We start from the raw sequence: 22,564 nt of genomic DNA on the forward strand, positions 1-22,564 counted from the left end.
CATTTTTCTAATACCTATCAGAGGGTCTCGATTATGGCTGGCCCCCCGCGTTCACCATCCACCCTGAATTTTCTTCCGGTTATTTTTTCTGCAAGCATCATATTGGTCTCTGCGTGAAGTGTGAGTTCACATGTGGCCACTCTTGAATTTCCTGTGATGGCCATGTAGGGGATGATCTGATCGCCCATGTACCTGTCAAGGGGTCTGCCAGATTCTATGAAACCCAGGAGTTCCTCTGCAGCCTCTGCACCAACCAGTTCTGCCCTCTTACCTGGTTTCCCCAGTGAAGTGGCACCGAGCCTTGTGTTGCCCTCAGCCCAGAGTGTGATACCCGAGCCCCTCCCCAGTGAACCAGAGGCGTCCTCAACACGTATATCAACATCAAGGCCGGTTCTCTTAAGGATCCTCCTTGCTGATTCAGCCTGCCTCTCAGCAACGTGTATCGGAAGGTTCCTGGAGTGGGAAACACCCCTTATACAGTGAATTTCCGCGTTTTCAAGTACAAGGGGTCTGAGGATGGATGGCTCCATGCTTGCATGGACCACACCCCCACCCTCTGGATAGTATCCCCTCTCAATTAACTCAAGTTTTGCGGTGTAACCCATCATACCAAGGATGGGGAGCGTCACCTCCCTGAGGTAGTCTGCTGTAGGGGCCCAGAGGACATCGGTGCCACCCCTCACGGTTACATCCAGTTCACCTCTTGAGGCTGTGGAAGCGATCATTATGGCCTGGAGGACAAGTCCCGTGCTTCCAGCGGTTTTTATGTCAAATTCAAATTTCCCGCCTTCAACACGTCCCGGTGAAAACTCAAGTTCCATTGACCCGAGTTCATCCCCACTGAGTCTGCCATTGCTTATCTCTGCAATTGCCCTCACAGCAGTGATGTGCTGGTGTGACAGTCCCTTCCTTGGTCTGCGGGCCCTGATATTGTATATCCGTATCCTGCATGATTCCAGGGCTGCAAGGGCTGTGGAGACCCTTACAACGGCTCCCCCACCCTCGCCCTCTGATCCATCAATAACTATCAGCCTGACACCTCCCTGATAAACTCAGAATCGTTCAGATGTACCCATTTTCAGTTTTTTGTGCTAAATGTAGGAATTTCATTTGAATAAAAAAATTATTCCGGGCATTGAGAACCATTCAGCGCATGAAGACCTACAAAAACCTCATGACCCGAAGATAAGTTTCTCCATCATTTTCCTGTCCCTGATGATGCCAGAAAGTTTATCCACTGCGTCCTCAATCGCCCCCCTCAGAAGTTCAGGCTCAAGCCTCTCTGCGTCCCTTGATGCCAGGTCAAACCTCAGTGTCTTTGATGCCCCTGGCATCCCCACAGCGGGTATGGTTATTATTCCATGGTCAGAGAGGAGCATCATTGAAAGGGCCACGCCGATTTCATCACCGGTGTATGTGGAATCATAGAGTTCCTCCAGTGAATCAGGTTTTATCATGATACCCGTGGGTGTCTCCTCCACCTTAAGGTCCCTCAGAGCCTCAAGAAGGTACCCCTTCCTCTCAAGGGCGTTGAGAATTTCAGATGGGTCAAAGCTCTCCAGTGCCCTCACCATTGCAGCGATAAGTGGTGGCTGGGCCTCAAGTCCGAACCGGTAGGCCCTTGATTTAACCCGCTCCACAAGGTCAGATCTTCCTGCGAGAAGACCCCCCCTTGGCCCGTGCATCAGTTTATCTGTGCTTGTAACTGCAAGGTCTGCTCCCAGGTCACATGCCCTCTTCTGGTTAAATAGAACCGTCCTCAGCCTGGCGCCTGATGCATCATCCACAAGTACCGGGACCCCAGCAGAGTGGGCTCTTTCAATTACATTCTGGAGTTCCGATTCATCAACCACCCTGTGGTCCATTGTCGAACCTGTCACAACCACGAGAGATGTGTTTTCGGGTATATCCTCGGTGAAGTCATCTGTCTCATGGTACCTGGCTGCTGCCAGTTGGGTGCTTGCCGGGATGGATGGGTGGGATGGGAGCTCAGGGAGGTAGTGCACAACCAGTGAACCTTGTTCTGCAAGTTCCAGTATGGATGCAAGTATTGCGCTGCTTGTCCTGTTAAAGGCGGCCACCATCTCACCGCCCATGTGCTTTCTGCCAGCTATCTGGAGTCTCTCCTCAAAGACCGCAGGTCCCACGTACGTCTCAAGAAGACCAATATCCTCCATCTCAAGGGGAAAGCCCCCTGAAAGACCCGTGAGATCATATATTCCCTCACGGCCCTCGCTGGCAATACGCTCCCCTATTATCTTGAGGGCGTGTTCCCTGCGCTTAACCTCATTCAGGTGATCATGAAACATCAAATCACCCATTCAATCAGTTTCCCCTGCAACATGCCCCTTCCTTGGCCTGCCATTCTCTGGTTTCAGGATTATTGCATGGTCCGCAGAATTCTGAAGTGCAGCACTGAAACCTGGCTCGGCGCCTATCACAATTGTATCCTTACCATTTTCCTTTGCCTTGTTTATTATTGGTAGAAAATCAGCGTCGCGTGTCATGAGGGCTATTATATCAATATTAGGGTTGTATATCAGTTCCATGGCCTCAACAGCCATGTAGACATCGGTATCCCCAGCCACGACAATTGGTGTAAAGCCCTGGTTCACAATGGCCTCTATCAGTTTATCAGAGGCGTACTGGTTCAGAAGAACCTTTCCAACACGCATATTCCCGTATTCAGACATTATCTTCCTTACAAGGTCCAGGTTCAGACTGAATTCCTTTCTGAGCATGTTCGGCCCATCCACAAGAAGGCCAATGTTCTTTTCACCGCCCTCCTTTTTCTTGATGGGAATGTATTCCTTAAGGGAAGTCAGTTTTTCAAAACTTCGCATGGTATTGAATCCTCCACTAAAAAATTTAATCATAATAATTATTGAAGTTATTATAAATAAAGTTAAAGTTTCTTAAGTCTGGTGTAGTCCCCCAAAAAATCCCAGGATCATTCGATCTCAAGGGATAGCTCATCCTCAAAGAGTTCCCTTACAACCTCAAGGGATTTATCGTCGAGCTGTGTGATGGCCCCCTCGCCGCCCTCATTGTAGTAATACTCTGCGTTCACTATTCTGCCCTCATCATTTAGGTAAAGGAAAAGCCCGTCATAGTACCTTTCAGGGTTGCCTGATGGGAGAAATATTTCAATTCTCACAAGGATTTCGGAACCACATATATTGTTATAGAAGTTCTCACGTTCATCATCATTCTTCAAAAGCTTTTTAAATTGATTTATTCTCTTTTTAAGCTCCTTTTCAATCTTTTTATCGGACATCATATCACTCGCACAGTTATAAAGGTTGATTTCACCCTTAATCCAATTTCTCATATATAATTTTTGATAGCAGAAAGATAAGGTTAATAAATCTGATTTTCTTAAAAAACGTCAGGATATCAGTTCAAGGGGGTTATCCCGGCACATCATCGTTATATCTAAGTGGGAAAATCCATGCTCCCTCATGAGGTATATGAACTGCTTCATGCCTGCAATGGGGGATGGATTGTGGCCCTGCCCGAAGTCAGTGGCCATTATGCACCTTTCAGAACCAACATACCTCACAGATTCGACTATGCGTTCAAAGTCAAGTCCATCATGGCGGGGCATGCAGGCCACAAGGCAGTGCTCAAGGTAAGCCCGCCTTGACATCTCCCTCTGCTCCTCCAGGGTGGCACCCACAACACCCGTCAGTGGATGGTTAATGATAATTTTACCGACACCATAATCTGCAGCAAGGTCAAGCACATGGAATATCTCAGGGGGCTTCAGGTGCCCGGTTCCCAGGACCATGTCATGTTCAGCAACAGCAGAAATAACACCATCAAGGTCACCCTCAGCCCTCCCGGCCGAGACCGTGGGTAACCAGACGAACCTTCCGCCCATCATGGCTGCGGCATGGACCGCGTCCGGGTTGAGGCCCCCCACCGGAGTGTTCAGTGTAACGCCCCCAATGACCCGCATACCCGTAACCTCAGAGGCCAGCGCCGCCCTCCCTGAGGTGGGTTCAGTGTGGCTCTTTATCACAACAGCCTCCATACCCTCCCTGAGTGCGGCGGAAGCAAGTTCAATGTCATTCATGAATCTATCCCTCACATCGGGGGCTGTGTGGATATGGGTGTCCACAAGTCCATCGAGTTTAATGTGCTCCGAGAGGCTGAAGTCAAACATCCCGCTCACACACTCAATCGAGTATCCTCTGGACCTCAAGGTCGTATTCATCATCTGAGGTTTCATAGAGGCTTCTACCATCCGAGTCCATGGCAACTATGAGGGGCCCGAAGTCCTCGACCTCCAGTTCCCATACCGCCTCAGGCACACCGAGGTCCAGCCAGTGCACTGCTGCTATACCCTTAACTGCCGAGCCATAGAGTGCCGCACAGCCCCCCACGGCTGCAAGGTAAACAGCGCCTTTTTTTCTGAGGGCATTCCGGGTTCTATCATCCATTCCCCCCTTACCTATAACCGCCCTCACACCCATCTCTATAACCTCTGGCTGGAAGGGGTTCATTCTCCCGCTTGTGGTGGGCCCCACAACCACAAGCCGTGCGGGTGGTTCAGTTATCGACTCAGCGCTGGTATCAGGTTCCTCTTCAAACCTTATTATGGGTCCTGCATGGAATATAACAGAGCCCTCAATATCAAAGGGGGCTCCCCTCTCAATTATCCTTTTATGGGCCCTGTCACGGGCCGTGAATATTTTTCCTGTGATGTAAACGATGTCACCAGCTTTAAGTTCGGTTACCTCATCTGAAAGTGGTGTTTTAAGTTTTATCTCCATAAAAACATCTCCCGTGCCTGTATAAAGCGATCAGTGGGATGCACTGCAGAACGACGTGGATCATTCATCAGTTAAAGTTAAACTCCAGAGCATGCCAAGAGTGATGCTGCTGAATAAATTTAATATGGATCAAATTTTTAAATATCTTTCTCCAGTAGATCCCAGAACTTGTTGAGGTAGAATATGTCAAGCACAAAGAATGTGACTGATCTCTCAAAGTACATCATGACCCTCCCGAAAACCGAAATATCACTCCTCTCAATGATATTTATAAGCTTCGTTGTGGGTGCTGTGGGGTTTATAATCGATATGGTCCCTGGGATAAGCGTACTCCATGACATACTTTATGGGGGAACCAATGGAGTGCTTGTCCTTGGATTTTCATCAATAATGGCCGGTGCCATCACCCAGCCATGGGTCAACTCGCTGGGTGGTAGAAGGATGAAGATGAAGCAGTCCATGTTCCTGGCATTCTTCTCCATGATGATCTTCTCCCTCATCTACCTTGGGGGGTGCCTGGCATCATCCCTACTGCAGAGCGACCTCATCCTCAACTCCATAATACTCGCCTCTGCTGTTATATTCGCCTTCCGCCTGCTGGTGATCTGGGGAACCTCAAACATAAGCTTCACAAATTCAACCCTGATATCCTCTGTGCAACCAGTTCTAATAGTGAGCATGAACATCGTTGTGGCATTCCTGAGCCTCGCCACAAACATTGGCTACTTCAGTGTGATAGGATTTTTACTGAAGATACTTGTTGCCTCAGCAATGCTCATACTTGCCATCTACTCATTTGTCATGGTGGTTGAGTCACCAATGAGAAAGAACCTTGGAGTCGGCTCACTGGAGTTCCTGAGCCTCTTTCTCTCACATATAACCGAGGATTCGCCTGAACTTGAAAGCATCTTCAGTGAGATCGGTGAACCCGTGGACACCCTTGCGGGCGTGGTGGCATTCCAGAGGGGCTCCGATATAAAGGCCCTATTCATAAGCCCCTCTGTACACCCGGGTCCAATAGGGACCATAGGCGGTGCCAACATGCCCACCATACTCTCTGAGAGATTTGACACATTCACAATGGTGGCCCATGGCCCTTCAACCCATGACTTCAACCCGGTATCCGTGCGGGAACTGGAAAAGGTTGAGAGTGCCGTCAGGGAGGCACTTGATGGTATGGAGTACCATGAGGGCGCCAGTAAATTCAGGAGATACACCAGAAACAGCGCCACCATCGGGGTCCAGTTCCTTGGCGATGGCATGCTGATCCTTGCAACAATGGCCCCCAGTGGATTTGATGACATAGAATTTGGTGTGGGACTTTCAATGATGAACCTTGCAGGGGGCCGCTGCGGATCAAAAAATGTGGTTGTTGTGGACTGTCACAACTCATTCCAGGGCGAAACAGGCCGGATACTTGCAGGTAACCCTGAAATGTTCGACCTACTTGATGCTGTGGACTCCATTGAGTGCCCTCCACACCGCCATAGGCTGAGGGTTGGGTGTGCCCAGAGGAAAATGGATGGACTCTCAAAGGAGGATGGTATTGGACAGAGTGGAGTTATGGTCATGGTGGTTGAGGCCGGAGAACAGAGGACCGCCTACGTGCTCCTTGACGCCAATAACATGGTCATGGGCTTCAGGGACCAGATACTGGAGGAACTTCTGAAGCTGGACATAGATGAAGCCGAGGTTATGACAACCGACACCCACTTTGTGAACACCCTTTCAGGAGGCCACAACCCCATCGGACAACACAGAAGGGATGATATCATAGAGGAGATCAAAAAGGCGGTCTCAGAGGCGGTTGATGACCTTGAGGAGGTAAGGGCAGGGTGCCTGGTCGTCAGAATAAGGGGTCTGAATACCCTCGGCCCCACCAATTCAACGGAACTCGTATCAACCATAAGTTCAATCGTTGCTGTGAGCCGTGTGATAGCCCCCCTCATATTCGTACTTGCACTTATATTCGTCTTTGCCTGGATATTCTACTGGGCCTGAAAAAAGAGGAATCTGTAGAGTTATGTGGTTGAAAAAGAGGAATCTATGGGGTTATTGTGGTTGAGGTTATCAGGATTGCCCATACAACGAACCAGATGAAGAGAAATGGCACTATACCACTCCAGAGCCACCCCTTGAATCCCCCAACCTCTTCCTTACCGAATAACCTTTCTGCAATATTCCCAACAATCAACAGAATTACAAGGCCCGCAAAGGTGCCGAGCGCCTGATTTTTTCCAAGAACTGCTATTGAACCATTTGAAAGGTAAAATGACACCACTGCAGCCACTATACCTGCAGGAACATGAAGGGCAGTCATTTTAGCATCAGTATCCATATTAAAACCTCCAGAGAGTTTTTATTATCTTGATGGTCTTAAAACTTTTCCATCGAACCATGGAAAGATATTATTATACCATCATTAAATACTTAAAGCCGTCGGACTTCTGTTTCTTGCGAGGTGTTGAATATGAAGACAATGTCAAACGTTGATGTTTTTGCAGTTACCAGGGAACTCAATGATATTCTAACAGGTGCCAGGGTGGATAAGGCCTATCAACCCCTCAGGGACACTGTGATAATCAGATTCCATGTGCCGGGCGAGGGGAGGGTGGATGTGGTTATGCAGGCAGGTGTCAGGATACACAGAACAGAGTATCCCCCTGAAAATCCAAAGATCCCACCATCATTCCCAATGCTCCTCCGAAAGCACCTCAGGGGTGGAATCGTGAGGGAGGTCCGGCAGCACAGCTTTGACAGGATAGTGGAGATAGAAATCGAGAAGGAGCAGAAATACACCCTCGTGGTGGAACTATTCTCAAAGGGGAACATAATACTCCTGAACCAGGAGGATGAGATAATACTGCCCCTTAAACGAAAAACCTGGAGTGACCGCCGAATAGCGTCCCGTGAAAGATATGAGTACCCCCCATCAAGGGGCATCCACCCCCTCAGATATGAGATGGGTGAACTTGAAGAGATGCTGAAAAACTCAGACACCGACCTCATAAGGACCCTTGCAAGAAAGGGGTTTGGGGGCCTCTATGCAGAGGAGATCATTTTGAGGTCCGGTCTCGACAAGAAAAGAGCAGCCAGCACCCTGAGCAGAGATGAGATAGAAAAAATCGACTCTGCAATAAATGAACTCTTCAAGCCGCTGAGGGATCTCAAATTCAGACCCCACATCATAAAGAACGGTGAGGGTGACGTGCTCCCCATTGAACTCATGGTGTACCGTGATAGGGAGAGGGAGTACTTTGAAACCTTCAACGAGGCGGCAGACGAGTTCTTCAGTTCAATATTCAGGGAGGAACTCAGGAAGGTCCATGAGGCCGAGTGGGAGAAAGAGGTTGAGAAATTCAGGAAAAGACTCAGAATACAGAGGGAGACCCTCCAGAAATTCCAGGACACAATAGATACCTCAACAAGAAAGGGTGACCTCCTCTATGCACACTACTCATCCGTTGAGGATGTGCTAAGAACAATAAGGGACGCCCGTGAAAAATACTCCTGGAAGGAAATACGGAAGATAATAGCTGATGCCCGCAGTAAGGGAATGGCAGAGGCCCAGATGATCCAGGAGATCAATGGGATGGGAAACATGACACTTCTTATTGACGGTGAAAGGATAAGGATTGACCCGAAGCTGGGGGTTCCAGAAAACGCAGAGGTCTACTATGAAAAGGCCAAGAAAGCCAAAAGAAAAATAAAGGGTGTGCTTCAGGCAATCGAGAAAACAGAGAAAGAAATTGAGAGGGTTGAGAAGAGAAGGGACGACGCACTCAGAAACATCATGGTTCCTCAGAAAAGGGTTAAGAGGAAACTCCGCTGGTTTGAAAAATTCCGCTGGTTCATCTCATCAGACGACTTCCTTGTGATTGGTGGAAGGGACGCCGGCACCAATGAGATGGTGGTGAAGAGGCACATGGAGCCAAGGGACATATACCTACACTCAGATATCCATGGAGCCCCATCGGTGGTTATAAAAAGTGAGGGCCAGGAGGTCCCCGAAACAACCATTCAGGAAGCCGCAGTTTTTGCAGCGTCATTTTCAAGTGCCTGGACCCGGGGGTTCACATCCCTGGATGTCTACTGGGTCCATCCAGAACAGGTTTCGAAGACTCCCAGGTCCGGGGAATTCGTAGCAAAGGGAGCCTTCATCATAAGGGGCACCAGGAATTACATAAGGGGTGTTCCCCTCAAGGTGGCTGTTGGTGTGGTGGACCACGATGGGGAGAGGGTGATGTGTGGCCCCCCATCAGCGGTGAAAAAAAGGACAGATAATTTTGTCGTGGTAAAACCAGGTTACACCAAAAAAGAGGCCCTTGCAAAGGCAATAAAATCAAAAATTGATCCAGAGAATCTATTCCCCCTTGAGGACTTTGTAAGGGTCCTTCCACCTGGGAAGGGTGACATTGTTACAGGAGATTAGGTTATTTAACCCTTCTCTTAAGGTTCTTCTTGAGCAGAAAGTTCAGATCAATGAAGTATTTGCCCTCCTCATCAGAGACGATTATGGAGTCATCCTCAAGCAGGGATGTTAGGTTAACTTCATATATACCGTTCTTCCTGACCATTATGGTCTCAATGGGGTCCCCAACCGGTTCAGGGTCCCTCCTGTCGGCCACATACCTGAAGTACCTGCTTCCACATTTTGGACATCCATTCTTTAGTTCCTCTGAAGACCTGAACTTCTCCCCGCACTTAATGCACTGATGCACCTGAATCACCGATCTCTGCAATCATTGAGAGGAAGTTTGACTTCCTCTTAACTGTTCGCATTACATTGGCAGGTCCTATTATGGTGAGTCCAACTGTCCTTCTCTTTGAGAGTCCCAGAAATGCCTTCTCATCCTTTTCAAGTGTGTATATGTCTATTCCCACAAAGTTTTCAATGTCGATCTCCCTCATGGTGGTCTCTATGAGTTCAGCCTCCTCTGAGGGTGAAAGACTTCCCTCCAGAACCAGTATGTCCCCATCCTTCACACGGTCTATGATCATTGAGATCTTTTCCATGCTGCTTTTATCCTCAAGAGCCTCTGATGAAAGAAAATCCATTTTCAAGCCATCCATTTTAACCCCTCACCTGAATTTTTTAACCATCTGCATGTAAAGGTCCTCTGTGTTTTCACCGTGCAGTGCTGAGATAGGGACAACCGTATGCTGGGGGAAAACCGATATTATCCTCTCCGGAGATGACTCTGGAAGGTCTATCTTGTTTGCAACTATGAGGAAGGGTATCTTCCTCGCCTCAAGGTTCCCTATTATTGTTATATTCGCCTGTGTCAGAGGGTCCTGTGATGAATCCATGACAAGGAGTACGCCGGTAACATCATCGAGCCATTTTATTGCCTCAATTATCCCCTTGGTGGCCTCCTTGGCCCGTTCCTTGGCCTCCTGCTCTGACAGCCCAAATTCAAGGAAGTTCTTGTAGTCAACCTTTGTTGCTATTCCAGGCGTGTCAATGATGTCAAAGTCAAGTTCAGCCCCATCCCTCTCTATGGTGATTCTCTCCTGCTTGTACACCGTTCTTGTCTCGTGTGGTATCTCTGAGGTCAGCCCAAGGGGTTTTCCAAGCCAGTCCTCACACATCCTGTTTGCAAGGGTTGTTTTGCCGGAATTTGGGTGACCGTAAAGTCCTATCTTCAGTTTCTTGTTTCTTCCGAGCAGTTTATCAAGGAAATTGGTGAAAAAATTTGCCATCCTTATCACTTCTTTATGATTAATCTTCATAGACTCCCCCAACCTCAAGGACAACGACCTCTGTGTCAGGGGAGGTTCTCCCTACCATTTCAGCAAAGATCTCCGGGTCCTGTTCAATTACTGGAAAGGTGTTGTAGTGCATGGGAAACACCCTTTCTGGTTTTATCCATTCCACGGCGATGGACGCGTCCTCTGGCCCCATTGTGTAGCGGTCCCCTATGGGTAGAAGTGCAATTTCGGGGCGGTAAATGGCACCTATAACATCCCTCATATCCGCGAAGAGTCCTGTGTCACCTGCATGGTACACCTTCCCCTCAGGAGTTTCAATTATGTAACCGCAGGCGCTTCCCCCAGATGTGACCTCCTCTGTGAAGTCTATATCTGAGGAGTGCTTGGCATCCACCATCCTTATGGTGATTCCATCAACAGAAACAGTTCCGCCGATGTTCATACCGTTACTTTCAAGCCCCTGCCTTCCGAAGAAAACCGAGAGCTCGTGGTTAGCTATTAAGATGGCCCCTGACCTGTCGGCTATTTCCATGGCATCGCCCAGGTGATCTGCGTGGCCATGGGTTACACAGATGATGTCAGGGTCAAATTCCTCCACCGCAGTACTGCAGACAGGGTTGTTGCTTATGAAAGGGTCTATGAGTATCTTTGTGTCATCTGATGTTATCTCAAATGCCGAGTGTCCAAACCACTGAATTTTCACTAAACTCCCTCCAGGTTGATTTCATCTGAAAGATTCCATGCCTCCTCAAATAGTTTTTTAATTTCAGATATGGATTTCTTGTCCTTGTAGATAACACCAACCTCAAAACTCTCATATATCGGGTCAGTTGATATTATAAGTCCGTTCTTATCATCTGCAACCGCTGCAACGGTATGTATATGGGGCATGGTCCTTATCTCAACGTTATTGTCCATTAAGACCTTTATGAGTTCCACCGAGGCCTCATCATCAAGACTGGCCTCCTGTATTATCAGGCGGCTCTCTGTATCCATGAATTTCTTGAGCACCGAGACATCTATGTTCCTTATCCATGGGTACATGAGGACAACACTTTCTTCAGCAGCCGTTATGGTTTCCCTCATTGCATCCTGCACATCTGATGCATCAAATGACCATATTATGCTCGGCTCCCTTGTCTCGGCCCTTATCCTGTTTATGGCCCCCTTGAATGAATCCAGCCTTTCCTCCAGGAGGTCCTCAACATCATCAACATTCTCGATGTACTCCTGCTTGAGCTTCTTGAGCCTTTCTGTCACGTAGCTGTTATCTGTCTTTGAGGGTGTTCTTCTGACTGGGGCGGGTTTTACTGGTTTCTGTGCTTTCTTTTTAGGTGGTAAACCCCTGCCCTTTTTAGATTCATCCTCCTTACCCTTTCTCAGTTTTGGAAGGCTGAACAGCCTTTTACGGGGAGTTTCAGTGCTTTTAGATTTAGAAACGCCTTCTGAAGTCATGTCAGGAGATTTCTTTTTGGGAGCAGGTCTTATTGCCTTTTCAGGAGTGATTTTCCTGATAGGGGCTATCCTTGACGGCTCTGAAGCGATGGGCTCTGATGCCGATGACTCCCCAGTAGAGGATTTTATATCCTCTGATTCCTTCGTGGGTGTTTCGGATGTGACCGGTCTGGCTCCAGTTGATATCTCAGGGATACTCTTTTCTGAACCTTCAGATTCCTTTTCTGGTTTTTCTTTAAGTGCCGAAGGAACTCTCCTCTTTGGAGCCCCCTCAACAGCCTCAGGAGCCTTCACAGTTGACCGCCCAACACCAACAACCTTCTTCTCAGGAGCCCCCTCAACAGCCTCAGGAGCCTTAAAGGCTGGCTGTCTTTTAACAGAAGCCCTTTTAGCAGGTTTAACCTTCTTTTTAGGAGTTTTTTTCTCTGATGCGGCTTTAATAGATTCAAGATCTATTCTTCCTGCAAATAGAAGGGTGATTATAAGACCGGGTACAAAGAGAATGAGCCCCAGAAAGAACATGAAAATATCTGGTGGTGTTGCAAAGCCAAGGGACATGAAGTAAAGGCCAGCAAATATCATTAAGATTCCAGCAAATGTAACCAGTAAATATATCATTGAATGCCTCCCGCTCCCAGGAATTACTATGGTTTAAATTAATATTTTATTATCTGCATTCATTTATAAAAGGTTTTTTAGGGTGAAAGTTTATATGATTCGATTTTTATAAAATGCTGTATAAAATTAATTGGGGTGGATTTCAGTGATCATAGTTTTCGATGAATGCGGTCAGGGAGCCGCTGAGTATATACTTCTCTTTGGTGGTGTGATTGTTATTGCGATAGCAACTCTTATTATCTATACAGAGTACATAAAAACAACAAATCCTCTTAATGTGACCACGGACCTCAACAATGTCAGGGAAAGCGTAAACAGCGGATAATAACATGTTTGGATAATCACATGTTCCCTGCCCTGATCTCGAAGTATGTTATAAGGTGCCTGAGCTGTTCAGGGGCATCATCCTCGTCACTCAGAGCATAGGCAAGTTTCTGTGTCATGACACGCTTCTGATCAGGGTCCAGGGACAGTATTTCATTTACTATCATTCCAAATATACCCTCAGCGTCAACTCCAATCTCGGCTGTTTTAGCCCTGAAGATCTTTCTGAGTTTGTTAAGCGCGGATTCAGATTCATGCAGGTTTTCAGATTCAAGTTTTCTTATTAAAAGGTTCATCTCAAGGGGATCCCTCTGCACAAGACCAAATATTATGCCGTCAGGTTTAAGGGACTGCACTCTATCAACGCCATTGTATATGCTAAGGTCATAGCCTGTGACGGTTATCCTGCTTGCCTTGAGCAGCTTGAAGATGGCCTCATTTATTGTCTTATCGGTGACACTGAACTCGATTCTGGACCTTATCCTATCTACAATCTCTGCCCTGCTCAGATCACCCTCCTGGAGGATTTCAAGTATTACCCTGTCAATGTTGTACTTCCGCGGCATTGCATCACCTTTGTGATATTATGAACAAAACCATTTAAATATATTTATATCGATGTGAAATGGATGGTTAAAACGGAAAGGTTATCCGCTAAATTTATAAGTGGTTAACAACATAAGATGGAACAAGCCAGAACTGGTGAATTAATGGAGGTGTGAAATTATGAAGTTCCTGAAAGATGAAGCCGGACAGGGCGCAGCTGAATACATACTGCTCTTCGGTGGTGTGATTGTAATAGCAATCGTCGCACTACTAATCTACAGAGCATACTTCAGCAAATCAAACCTAAACGCCGCAGATGACATAAGCGAAGTTAGGCAGAACGCCAGAACGAATGCATCAATTTAAGAGCCGATTGAATTGTTGATCGAGGAAGAGGCGCAGATAAGCGCTGAAATGATACTTATCGTAGGAGCGTTACTGGTAATAGTCATAGCCGTAGGCTCCTACATTTTCAACATCTCAGGCTCAATAGCGGGAAATATCAGCGAAGTAATCAACACCGCCCGTGACTCCACGATCAACAAACTTTGAAAAATTCTTTTTTATTTAGTCTGTGATTGACCTACTTTTTCCTCGAAATATATGGATATAATTAAGTATATCTAAGTTCCCATAAACTAACATGTCCATTGGTGTAGATTCTTTTAAAGTGTTCTGTACCTTCATTTAAGACAGAAATTTTTATAAAAAGGGAATTTTTAGATTTTTTGTCCACCACTAAAGCTCTATTTTTTTCCATGAAAACTATGAAAACTAGATTACTCTCATTATAAACCCTAAATTCATCTTTATGGTTTTTATATACCAATATAACCTCATAAGGTCTCTTTCCATTCCAAGAAGCGAACCTTTTTTTTAAGTCCAAAGACATGTTATTTGAATAATGTTTTAATGTATCATTTGTTGATGTTATCTCGCCTTCTGAATAAACAAATTTCTGAGGTTGAGATTTAGCAAAATTCCAATATCCATAATAAAAATTCCAGTAGCCACTTTTTATCTCATGGTCACCTGTAAGAATAACAATTCTTTTCTTTGGATAGGGATGGGTGAAATTTAGTAATTGATTCGAAAAGTTAGGATTCATACCATATTTTTCCATTAGAATTGATTTTGCATCTTTTTTATCCATAGAGAGTATCTCATTCAATATAGTGGCTGTCAAAGAAATGTTCCCTGTCCTTTTATATAACATTTCTATAGGAATATCCCCACTACAGGATAACATTATTAATATGTTTTTTGAAAGCGTTTCATTATCTGTAGAAAGTGCTCTGCTAATCCAGTAATTCCTTTGAGGAGTTAAGCAGCCCCCATCCATTAAAACTGGGATGCCCTCTGAAGTGAAATAATGACCATAACTCCAGTCCATTACTAAAACAGGTGGGGATGAAAATGTTTTATTTATAAAAGCTGCTGCATCTACAAAATCATCGTTTACTGCTGGTCGCAGTTTAAATACCTGGGTTTGAGCTACTGAAATTACAAACAAGGATGAAATAATTAAAAATAATATAAAAATTCTAATAAAGTTATTTTTCAATTTAAAAACAGTTCCAATTATTTTGTTGATAGAAATCGATGAAAAGGCTACAAGGGGTATGAATGAAATTATGCCGAATCTTATACTCATAGAATAAGAAATCAGACCCACAAAAAGCCATACTGACATCAGTAGGTAGAAAAACAAATCTGATTTATCCTTCAGCTTTGCTGATAATAAATTTAAGACCACTACAATTACACCCAAAATACCGAAACCTATATTCAAACCGCCTAAAAACCAAACAAACTCAATGAAAGATGGTTTCGAAAGTTCTGAGACTGATAAATTAGCGTTTGGCCAGTTATTATTAAAATTCGATTTTAAAAAAAGCGAAGTGTTGGGAAAATTTAAATAAATACCCGCGCCGAATAATTTCAACATCCCTATAAATAAAATAGAAAACAAAATAAAAACCGCGAAAAATTGAATGAAAGGCGTTGAGCTCTTGTCGCTACCTTTAAGAACTATGACATAGATTAAAGACGTTAGAACTATGATTATAAAAATAAATGCCCAGCCATTCCATGTTAGCGAGAAGAGGAGTAGAAAAACCGCTGCAAGAATGCATTTAATATACTTTTTAAACAGATTTTCAGTTCTAATGCCTCCATGAAAAAATAATACTATTATAAGAGGAATTAAAACATTTAACATGTCCGTATCAAAGAAACCAGCTACTGTCCTTGAGAAGTAGATGGGTGTTGTGACCGCCAAAATACCAGCAATAAATGCTGAAATGTCATCAACATGATTTCTCATTAATAAAAATAGCATTATACCCGTAAATGGTGCTATAATTGCTGGCAACCAAAAACATGCCTCGTAGAGGGTTATATTCACAAATAAAGCAAGAAAATTGTAAAAGAAAACAGCCAACCATGCGATGAATGGAGGATAATTTGAGGGTCTTCCTTCTGGATAATATGAATAAATATTCCAGCTGAATTTTCCATTGTACTTATCTCCTAGGTGACCATTTTTGAAATAATTTAGGGTGACACGATAATTGTAGTAACAATCCGCATCATACATATATGGAAGACCCTGAAAATCCGTCAAATAATCCTTTTCGCTTGCATTAAAGTGATGAAGATTAACGGTGTCAACCCTTAGAATAAATCCAGTGAAAAATATTATGCTTATAAATAAGAATACCTTAAGAGACTCTTGCATAACACATCCACCATTACTTTAAAATTGTCAATCTATTTTAATTGCCATATGATTACATTGTCATTATTATATAACTTCCTGAAGTATTTGGAATTCTCCTCAAGGAGTACCAGTCTCACGAATAGGGAATCATCAAATCTTCTATCTATAATTATGGCCTCTCCTTCATCTGGGAGAAATATAACAGAAAAATTCCTGGATTCATCCACATCAACCCTTTTCACAGAGTTCCCGTATTTTATTATGAAACGGTAGGGTCTCTTACCCCTCCATGAGCCCTCATCAACCGATTTCAGCATTTCAGACCCCCCGGTATCCACAACTTCATAGAGGGGTCTGGGGGTAACCGAGGTGAAGTTCCATGATCCATAGTAAAGGTACCAGTAACCTACGTACCTCATACCCTCTGCTGTTAGAATAACATAGTTCCTTCTCTCTGGATGGGTGTATTCAAGGAGTTTATCTGCAAACTCCCTGTCAAGGCCGTACTTTCTGATGAGGATTTCCTCCGCAGATCTTCTGTTAACACCAAGGATATCGTTGAGTATCTGAACCGTTAGTGACGTGTTTCCTGTCCTGTTTTCAAGAAGTGATAATGCAGAGTCCCCCGACGATGTGAGCATCGTTAATATCCCAGCAGATAAACTCTCATTATCTGTCTCGAATGCCCTGAAAATCCAGTAGGCCCTCGGGGTATTCTGTGATCCCCCATCAAAAAGAACCGGTCGTTCTGCAGAGGCTGTGATGTAGTGACCATAGCTCCAGTCAGTCACAACAACTGTGCCCTCTCTTGTCCCATCCTTCAGGAAAGCCGCCGCATCCGCGAAGTCATCATTTATAAAGGGAATCCTGCCAATCTCAGCAGCCTCGATGGTGGCAACTGAGATTATGAGGAACAGTAGGAGAATCACAGGAATATCCGCCCTGAAGTTCCATCTACCACTGATGGTCCTCATATATGAGAGGATGACGCCAAGGAATATGCCTGATATGAATGTGAGGGGGGTTATTGCGAGAATACCGAAGCGCACACTGATATAGTATGCACTAAGCCCTGCCATCATCCATACCAGTGAAAGGGTGAGGATGAATAGGTTGAAGGAGGGGAGATGTTTCCTCCTCATATCTTCCCTTATGAAGATGCTGATAATCACAAGAGCCCCGAAAACACCGAACCCCAGGTTGAGGGGTCCTGCAGCAGAGAGGAACACCTCAACTGAGGGGTGGCCAAGTTCTGAGACCGACTCATAGATATCTGGCCATGGCCCGGTCGATGATGTTGAGTCAAGGATAGCAAGGGGGTTGGCCCCTGAAAGCTGCGGGGGGCCATTGAATAATCCTATTAGAAGAACTGCCAGAAAAACTGGAAGGAAGAGCCTCTTGATGCACGATAAATCAAGCGTTCCCATCCTCCATGATATGATTGTATAGATAAAGGCCGATGCAAGGGTAACATAGAGCATGAACGGCCATCCTGTCCATGAAAGGGAGAAAAGCAGCATGGAAACCGCAAAGAGTAGTCCAGAAGTGATGCATCTATATTTATCCCTGGATTCCACCACACCCGTGTAGAAAAGCACAATTAAAGCTGGCATCAGACAGTTGAACATGTCTGTATCAAAAAACCCGGGGATGGTTCTTGCAAAGTAGAGGGGTGCTGTGACCATCAGTATGCCCCCGGCGAACCCTGCGGCGTCACCAGCATACTTTCTGATGAGGAAGAACATGACAGTACCTGCAAAGGGTGCCACAACAGCCGGCAACCAGAAGCAGAGCTCGTAGAGGCTCATATCTGTGAAGGGGTCAAGAAGCCTGTAGAGCATTATAGAAACCCATGATATCACTGGTGGATAGACAGCGGGTCTTCCAGGGGGGTAATAGGAATAGGAGTCCCATGGAATCCCTGCTTTCAGTGTATCCCCCGGATGACCGTTTTTCAGGTAGTTCTCTGTGATGCGGTAGTTGTAGTAGGAGTCCAGTTCGTACATGTAGGGGAGGCCCTGATCATCTGTAAGATATAGCCCCTCAGTACCATTGATGTCTACAAGATGAACAGTCTCAGCTCTCAGAATGAAACCCGTGAAGAATATGAGTACCATCAGAAGGAAGATCTTCACATTTTCATTGACTTCCAGGAAAAACACCACCTATTCAAGACCATATAGTGATGGGTTCATGCGGGGTATCATGGCCATGAGGACGCACTGCTCGGTATTTCCAACACGGTCAAGCAGCCCATGGGAAAGGAAACTCACAGCACCCCTCTTCCTGCCCAGTTCATCCACGCCTGTGAGTTCATCCATGACGTCCCCAACCTCCCTGCCTGAGAGGACCTCCTCAACCACCAGGGGAGGGTATTCAAAGCCTGCGCTCACCCCCAGTGTTACATGATCACCATCATAGATGGCGCACCACTGGAGGTCAACAAATCCCGTGATTGACCCCGGCACCCTGTGTAGACCTGACTCGATGCCAACACTCAGATCACAGTTGCTGAAAGCCCCCCTTGCACGGTTGATGGCCCCCTCCACAGTCTCCTCAAGACCTACTGGCTGATCAGATACTCCTGAGTCAACCTCAACACCCCTGACCTCAAGTTCATCGAATATCTTCCCAAGGACATTCTCTGTGGCCTTAACCTTAACTGGATTTGTTGATCCCACATTAACCCTCATGTAAACACCCCGGGATTCACTGATTTCTCTTCCTCTTTATTGCATGGCGTATCCTCTCAAGGAGATGGCCCATCCTGTCTATCTCTCCCCTCCTTATCCGGGTGGATGAGATGGGTATGCCATCATCTGCGGGCACCATGTCAATGGTTATGATATCAAGTTCCCTGAATCCCTTTCTTTTTCTTATTTCATTTATTTCATGGGCAACCGGCTCGGTCTCCCTGCTCACCACTATGGCATCGAATCTTTCATCGGTAACTGTGGTGCCATAGGGGTCCTCCAGCCTCATTATATGGTACTCAGTATCCTTATCTGAAAGATACTCCTCAAGGTTCTTCATTCTGACACTGCAGGGTTCTATATCGTTTCCCTTTGCAGATGCAAATTCATCTGATGTTACACCAATCATAACGGTATTCCCAATACGAAACGCCTCATCAAGGAGCCTTCTGTGGCCCTTATGAAATCTGTCAAAGGTTCCTCCAACAGCAACAAGTGAGTACTTCTTCACCTTCATCCTATCATCTTCAGAAGCCAATACCCTAATTATGTTGGAGTTAAATTTATATTATGCGGCAGCCTGCCATTATGGCCACTTTAAGTGCAATGACTTTATAAAGTATAGATCATGCAGCTTCGGGAATACAATGTCATCATCAAGAACCCCCGGATGGTTGATGTCAGGGTCGCATCCTGTTACCCCGGGCCCTACAGGACCGCCATGTCCTCACTCGGTTACCATATAATCTATCATCTTATAAATTCAAGGGATGATGCATGGTGTGAGCGGGTGATACACCCCTACAAACGAAGCCTTGAATCTGGAAGTCCACTGAGGGACTTTGATGTAATCAGCTTCACTGTGCACTACGAGGAGGACTATTTCAGGATCCTCCAGATGCTGAGGGATGGCAGTATTTCACCGAGGAGGGATGAACGCGATGGTCCCCTTGTAATCGCAGGGGGGCCCTGCATAACATCCAACCCCCTTCCACTCTCAGATTTCATTGACCTCTTCATAATAGGTGAGGCTGAACCTGTGCTCAACAGGTTAATGGATCGGTACCTTGAGCTGGATGATCCTCGCCGTGAGATTGATGAATTCATGGACATAAAGGGTGTTTACATTCCCGACAACCCTGCAGAGAGGGTCATTGTTGAGGATATGGACAGGGCATGCCACCCGGTAAGACAGATAGTTCCCGTTACAGAGGATAAAAGGATGGTTCCCTCCCTGGGGAGGTCATTCCTTCTGGGTGTTTCAAGGGGCTGTTCACGGGGCTGCCGTTTCTGCATGTCCGGCTACCTATACCGCCCCAAACGTGAGACATCACTCCCCAGGCTCCTTGATGTTGCAGAGAGGGGCCGTCATGCCACAGGTTACAGTAAGGTCTCACTTATAGGTGCCGCTGCCTCTGACTATTCACGTATAGATGAACTCTCCTCCAGACTCGTGGATATGGATTTCATGGTTTCAATGCCATCACTCAGAATAGAATCACTGTCAGCCCACCTCATGGACACGTTACTTGAAGGGGGACTTAAAACAGTTACAGTGGCACCAGAATCAACCCTTAAATTGCGAAGAAAACTTAACAAGCCCATAAGCGATAGTATGGTATTTAAAAAAACAGAAGAGGCTATAAAAAAGGGTTTTCGTGTTAAAATGTACTTCCTTACAGGAGTCCCCGGGGAGTCAGAGGAAGACTTAAAGGACCTGACGCGCCTCATACGTGGACTTCATGAAATAAGAAGGGGAATGGTTACTTTCAGCATCAACCCACTCATTCCCAAGCCGCACACCCCCCTCCAGTGGATGGAATATGACATGAGGAGAATGAAGAGGAAGATCAAACTCCTCAGGAAACTCACCGGGGGGGTTCCTGTTAAATTTGGAAGTCCCCTCAGTGGACTCATACAGTATGTGCTCTCCACAGGCGGTCCTGAAACCGGAAAACTCATTGAAAGGGCCTCATTCTCAAAGGTACCCCTCAGGGAATGGGAGCTCCACTGCAGCAGAAGAAACCCGGGCGATGTTCTCCCCTGGGATAATATCAACCTCGGGCTGAGGAAGGACTTCCTCATGAAAGAATACATTAGGATGGAGGAGGAGAAAGTAACACCATGGTGTGAGGAGTCAGGATGCCATGGATGCATGGATCACTGTTCATGGCAGGAGGAAGGGCGATTAAGATGACAGAATTTGCTTCAAGAATAAGGGACATAAGGCTCTCAGAGATAAGGAAAATGTTTGAAGTGGCAGTTGAGGACACAATAAACCTCGGGATAGGTGAACCTGATTTCAATGTACCTGAACATGTGCGGGAAGCCCTCAAGGAAGCTGTGGACGAGGGAATGACACACTACACCTCAAACATGGGCATGTATGAACTCAGGGAGGCCATCTCAGAGAAACTCAGAACAGAGAATAGAGTGCATGTTGAACCTGAATCAATAATAATAACCGTTGGTGCCAGTGAAGCTATATTCATGTGCACACAGGCCCTTCTTGATAGGGGGGACCAGGCACTGATACCTGACCCTGGTTTCCTATCATACGATGCCTGTGTGAAGCTGGCAGAGGCCATAAGTGTCCCTGTGCCCCTGAGTATGGAGGACGGATTCTCCATGACCCCTGAAAGGGTTGAATCACTGATCACAGACGATACAAGGGTCATAATAATGAATTCACCATCCAATCCAACAGGTAGCGTCATGGGTAAGGATGACATTAAGGGGGTCGCTGAAATAGCAGAGGACAGGGATCTAATCATAATCTCCGATGAAATCTATGAAAAGATCATCTATGATGGAAAACATTACAGCCCCGCCTGTTTCACAGATAATGCCATTGTGATAAATGGTTTCTCAAAGACCTATGCCATGACAGGACTCAGGATAGGTTACGTTGCCGGCCGTGAGGATATAATTGAGGAGCTTCTCAAGGTTCACCAGTACAATACCGCCTGCGCACCATCTGTGTCGCAGGTTGCTGCCCTTGCAGCCCTCAGGGGCCCCCAGAACTGTGTGAAGGAGATGGTGGATGAGTTCAAAAGAAGGCGCGACCTCATGTTCAGGTCCCTCACTGAGATGGGGCTCGAGTGTATTCTTCCAGGCGGTGCATTCTACATGTTCCCCCACGTGGGTGACTCCAGGGGTTTTACAGAAAGGGCTCTGGATGCCGGTGTTGCAGTTGTCCCTGGATCTGCATTTGGAGAGGCTGGTTCAGATTATGTTAGAATGTCCTATGCCACATCCTATGAGCTTATCCAGGAGGCCATGGAACGTCTTAAACCCGTGTGTGGTGTTTAAGGTGGATGATGTTGAGAGGATGCGCCTTGGAAGGCGTGCGGCCCTTGCGGGTATAGGTGGTAACATACTGCTAACGACCCTGAATTTCATTGTGGGGGTGTCCTCTGGTAGTGTTGCCCTTGTTGCTGAGGCCGCCCACACCCTATCCGACGTCATGACATCAATAATCACCTACATAGGATTCAGAATAGGGCAGCGACCACCCGACAGGGAGCATCCCTACGGGCATGGGCGTGCGGAGGCTCTTGTTGGGCTTGTGGTTGTTTTATTCCTTGGCATAATATCCTATGAGATAGTTTCTGAGGCATACCGTAAACTTTTCATTGAAGTGGCCCCTCCAGATTACACCGCCGCCCTTATGGCTGCTGCGGGTATAGTTGCAAACATTTCCATGACCCTGTATA

At 46.2% G+C, this 22,564-nt stretch carries 25 protein-coding genes (1 of these 25 running past the window's edge); 8 read left to right on the forward strand and 17 right to left on the reverse strand.

Annotation, left to right across the window (positions count from 1 at the left end; translation table 11 throughout):
* Window positions 1–17: 17 nt before the first annotated feature.
* The 6 genes from rtcA to FVF72_RS02145 all read right to left on the reverse strand — a co-directional run bounded on the left by rtcA (window position 18) and on the right by FVF72_RS02145 (window position 4,778).
* Complete coding sequence (gene rtcA, locus FVF72_RS02120) at window positions 18–1,031, reverse strand: RNA 3'-terminal phosphate cyclase (RefSeq protein ID WP_048176452.1); 1,014 nt, start codon at window positions 1,029–1,031, stop codon at window positions 18–20.
* Window positions 1,032–1,172: 141 nt separating this feature from the next.
* Window positions 1,173–2,309: a TIGR03576 family pyridoxal phosphate-dependent enzyme gene (locus FVF72_RS02125; protein ID WP_084126314.1), complete on the reverse strand. Its 1,137-nt coding sequence runs from the start codon at window positions 2,307–2,309 to the stop codon at window positions 1,173–1,175.
* Window positions 2,310–2,321: 12 nt separating this feature from the next.
* A complete protein-coding gene (locus tag FVF72_RS02130) occupies window positions 2,322–2,843 on the reverse strand; it encodes a TIGR00288 family NYN domain-containing protein (protein ID WP_048176451.1) in 522 nt (173 codons plus the stop codon).
* Between the two features lie 107 nt (window positions 2,844–2,950).
* Window positions 2,951–3,277 (reverse strand): hypothetical protein, encoded by a 327-nt coding sequence (locus tag FVF72_RS02135; RefSeq protein WP_048176449.1) that lies wholly within the window; start codon window positions 3,275–3,277, stop codon window positions 2,951–2,953.
* A gap of 111 nt (window positions 3,278–3,388) precedes the next feature.
* Entirely contained in the window at window positions 3,389–4,207 is an 819-nt protein-coding gene (locus FVF72_RS02140; protein WP_231855305.1) for a DUF6282 family protein, read from the reverse strand.
* On the reverse strand, window positions 4,182–4,778 hold the full coding sequence (locus tag FVF72_RS02145; protein ID WP_013295303.1) for a FumA C-terminus/TtdB family hydratase beta subunit: 597 nt from the start codon (window positions 4,776–4,778) through the stop codon (window positions 4,182–4,184). Before FVF72_RS02145 ends, FVF72_RS02140 begins: the two co-directional genes overlap by 26 nt.
* Before the next feature lie 183 nt (window positions 4,779–4,961).
* Between FVF72_RS02145 and FVF72_RS02150 the strand changes: the two genes are divergently transcribed.
* Complete coding sequence (locus FVF72_RS02150) at window positions 4,962–6,779, forward strand: DUF2070 family protein (protein ID WP_147671060.1); 1,818 nt, start codon at window positions 4,962–4,964, stop codon at window positions 6,777–6,779.
* A gap of 43 nt (window positions 6,780–6,822) precedes the next feature.
* On the opposite strand, the gene FVF72_RS02155 is transcribed toward FVF72_RS02150, so the two are convergent.
* Window positions 6,823–7,116 carry a DUF5379 family protein gene (locus tag FVF72_RS02155; RefSeq protein ID WP_048176445.1) on the reverse strand — a complete coding sequence of 98 codons (294 nt, stop codon included), beginning with the start codon at window positions 7,114–7,116 and terminating at the stop codon, window positions 6,823–6,825.
* Window positions 7,117–7,248: 132 nt separating this feature from the next.
* On the opposite strand from FVF72_RS02155, the gene rqcH reads away from it, so the two are divergent.
* Window positions 7,249–9,210 (forward strand): ribosome rescue protein RqcH, encoded by a 1,962-nt coding sequence (gene rqcH, locus FVF72_RS02160; protein WP_147671061.1) that lies wholly within the window; start codon window positions 7,249–7,251, stop codon window positions 9,208–9,210.
* A gap of 1 nt (window position 9,211) precedes the next feature.
* On the opposite strand, the gene FVF72_RS02165 is transcribed toward rqcH, so the two are convergent.
* The 5 genes from FVF72_RS02165 to FVF72_RS02185 are packed head-to-tail and all read right to left on the reverse strand — an operon-like array spanning window position 9,212 to window position 12,527.
* Window positions 9,212–9,499 carry a Zn-ribbon domain-containing protein gene (locus FVF72_RS02165; protein ID WP_048176442.1) on the reverse strand — a complete coding sequence of 96 codons (288 nt, stop codon included), beginning with the start codon at window positions 9,497–9,499 and terminating at the stop codon, window positions 9,212–9,214.
* Window positions 9,483–9,851 (reverse strand): DUF2073 domain-containing protein, encoded by a 369-nt coding sequence (locus tag FVF72_RS02170; RefSeq protein WP_013295298.1) that lies wholly within the window; start codon window positions 9,849–9,851, stop codon window positions 9,483–9,485. Before FVF72_RS02170 ends, FVF72_RS02165 begins: the two co-directional genes overlap by 17 nt.
* Before the next feature lie 9 nt (window positions 9,852–9,860).
* Window positions 9,861–10,481 carry an Era-like GTP-binding protein gene (locus tag FVF72_RS02175; protein ID WP_048176708.1) on the reverse strand — a complete coding sequence of 207 codons (621 nt, stop codon included), beginning with the start codon at window positions 10,479–10,481 and terminating at the stop codon, window positions 9,861–9,863.
* A 19-nt stretch (window positions 10,482–10,500) separates the two neighbouring features.
* On the reverse strand, window positions 10,501–11,193 hold the full coding sequence (locus FVF72_RS02180) for a metal-dependent hydrolase (RefSeq protein ID WP_147671062.1): 693 nt from the start codon (window positions 11,191–11,193) through the stop codon (window positions 10,501–10,503).
* A complete protein-coding gene (locus FVF72_RS02185) occupies window positions 11,193–12,527 on the reverse strand; it encodes a hypothetical protein (RefSeq protein ID WP_255503770.1) in 1,335 nt (444 codons plus the stop codon). Before FVF72_RS02185 ends, FVF72_RS02180 begins: the two co-directional genes overlap by 1 nt.
* A 181-nt stretch (window positions 12,528–12,708) precedes the next feature.
* Here FVF72_RS02185 and FVF72_RS02190 point away from each other — a divergent pair, with 181 nt between their 5' ends.
* Window positions 12,709–12,888 carry a class III signal peptide-containing protein gene (locus FVF72_RS02190; protein WP_147671064.1) on the forward strand — a complete coding sequence of 60 codons (180 nt, stop codon included), beginning with the start codon at window positions 12,709–12,711 and terminating at the stop codon, window positions 12,886–12,888.
* Between the two features lie 16 nt (window positions 12,889–12,904).
* Here FVF72_RS02190 and FVF72_RS02195 read toward each other — a convergent pair whose 3' ends face one another.
* Window positions 12,905–13,453, reverse strand: a complete 549-nt coding sequence (locus FVF72_RS02195; protein WP_147671065.1) for a hypothetical protein — start codon at window positions 13,451–13,453, stop codon at window positions 12,905–12,907.
* 160 nt (window positions 13,454–13,613) lie between these two features.
* On the opposite strand from FVF72_RS02195, the gene FVF72_RS02200 reads away from it, so the two are divergent.
* Window positions 13,614–13,799 carry a Flp family type IVb pilin gene (locus FVF72_RS02200; RefSeq protein WP_147671066.1) on the forward strand — a complete coding sequence of 62 codons (186 nt, stop codon included), beginning with the start codon at window positions 13,614–13,616 and terminating at the stop codon, window positions 13,797–13,799.
* 15 nt (window positions 13,800–13,814) lie between these two features.
* Window positions 13,815–13,985 carry a class III signal peptide-containing protein gene (locus tag FVF72_RS02205; protein WP_231855303.1) on the forward strand — a complete coding sequence of 57 codons (171 nt, stop codon included), beginning with the start codon at window positions 13,815–13,817 and terminating at the stop codon, window positions 13,983–13,985.
* 61 nt (window positions 13,986–14,046) lie between these two features.
* On the opposite strand, the gene FVF72_RS02210 is transcribed toward FVF72_RS02205, so the two are convergent.
* From FVF72_RS02210 to FVF72_RS02225, 4 genes are read right to left on the reverse strand one after another with little or no spacing between them, the layout of a single operon-like run.
* On the reverse strand, window positions 14,047–16,173 hold the full coding sequence (locus FVF72_RS02210) for an STT3 domain-containing protein (protein WP_147671067.1): 2,127 nt from the start codon (window positions 16,171–16,173) through the stop codon (window positions 14,047–14,049).
* 32 nt (window positions 16,174–16,205) lie between these two features.
* Window positions 16,206–18,317: an STT3 domain-containing protein gene (locus FVF72_RS02215; RefSeq protein ID WP_187239656.1), complete on the reverse strand. Its 2,112-nt coding sequence runs from the start codon at window positions 18,315–18,317 to the stop codon at window positions 16,206–16,208.
* Window positions 18,318–18,320: 3 nt separating this feature from the next.
* Window positions 18,321–18,848, reverse strand: coding sequence for an inosine/xanthosine triphosphatase (yjjX, locus tag FVF72_RS02220; RefSeq protein ID WP_013295288.1), 528 nt, complete (start codon window positions 18,846–18,848; stop codon window positions 18,321–18,323).
* Window positions 18,849–18,864: 16 nt separating this feature from the next.
* Window positions 18,865–19,365 carry a phosphopantetheine adenylyltransferase gene (locus FVF72_RS02225; protein WP_048901175.1) on the reverse strand — a complete coding sequence of 167 codons (501 nt, stop codon included), beginning with the start codon at window positions 19,363–19,365 and terminating at the stop codon, window positions 18,865–18,867.
* A gap of 111 nt (window positions 19,366–19,476) precedes the next feature.
* Here FVF72_RS02225 and FVF72_RS02230 point away from each other — a divergent pair, with 111 nt between their 5' ends.
* The 3 genes in view from FVF72_RS02230 to FVF72_RS02240 are tightly spaced (at most 1 nt apart) and all read left to right on the forward strand, a layout consistent with a single transcriptional unit that may run on beyond the window.
* Window positions 19,477–21,045, forward strand: coding sequence for a radical SAM protein (locus tag FVF72_RS02230; protein WP_013295286.1), 1,569 nt, complete (start codon window positions 19,477–19,479; stop codon window positions 21,043–21,045).
* On the forward strand, window positions 21,042–22,160 hold the full coding sequence (gene gntC, locus FVF72_RS02235) for a guanitoxin biosynthesis PLP-dependent (S)-gamma-hydroxy-L-arginine cyclodehydratase GntC (protein ID WP_147671971.1): 1,119 nt from the start codon (window positions 21,042–21,044) through the stop codon (window positions 22,158–22,160). Before FVF72_RS02230 ends, gntC begins: the two co-directional genes overlap by 4 nt.
* Before the next feature lies 1 nt (window position 22,161).
* A protein-coding gene (locus tag FVF72_RS02240; RefSeq protein WP_147671069.1) for a cation diffusion facilitator family transporter crosses the window boundary here: on the forward strand, window positions 22,162–22,564 show its start. The gene runs 491 nt beyond the window's last position; 403 of the gene's 894 nt are visible here — the first part of the coding sequence; the start codon lies at window positions 22,162–22,164; the stop codon falls past the right edge of the window.

Source organism: Methanothermobacter sp. KEPCO-1 (assembly GCF_008033705.1).
Classification (GTDB): Archaea; Methanobacteriota; Methanobacteria; order Methanobacteriales; family Methanothermobacteraceae; genus Methanothermobacter; species Methanothermobacter marburgensis.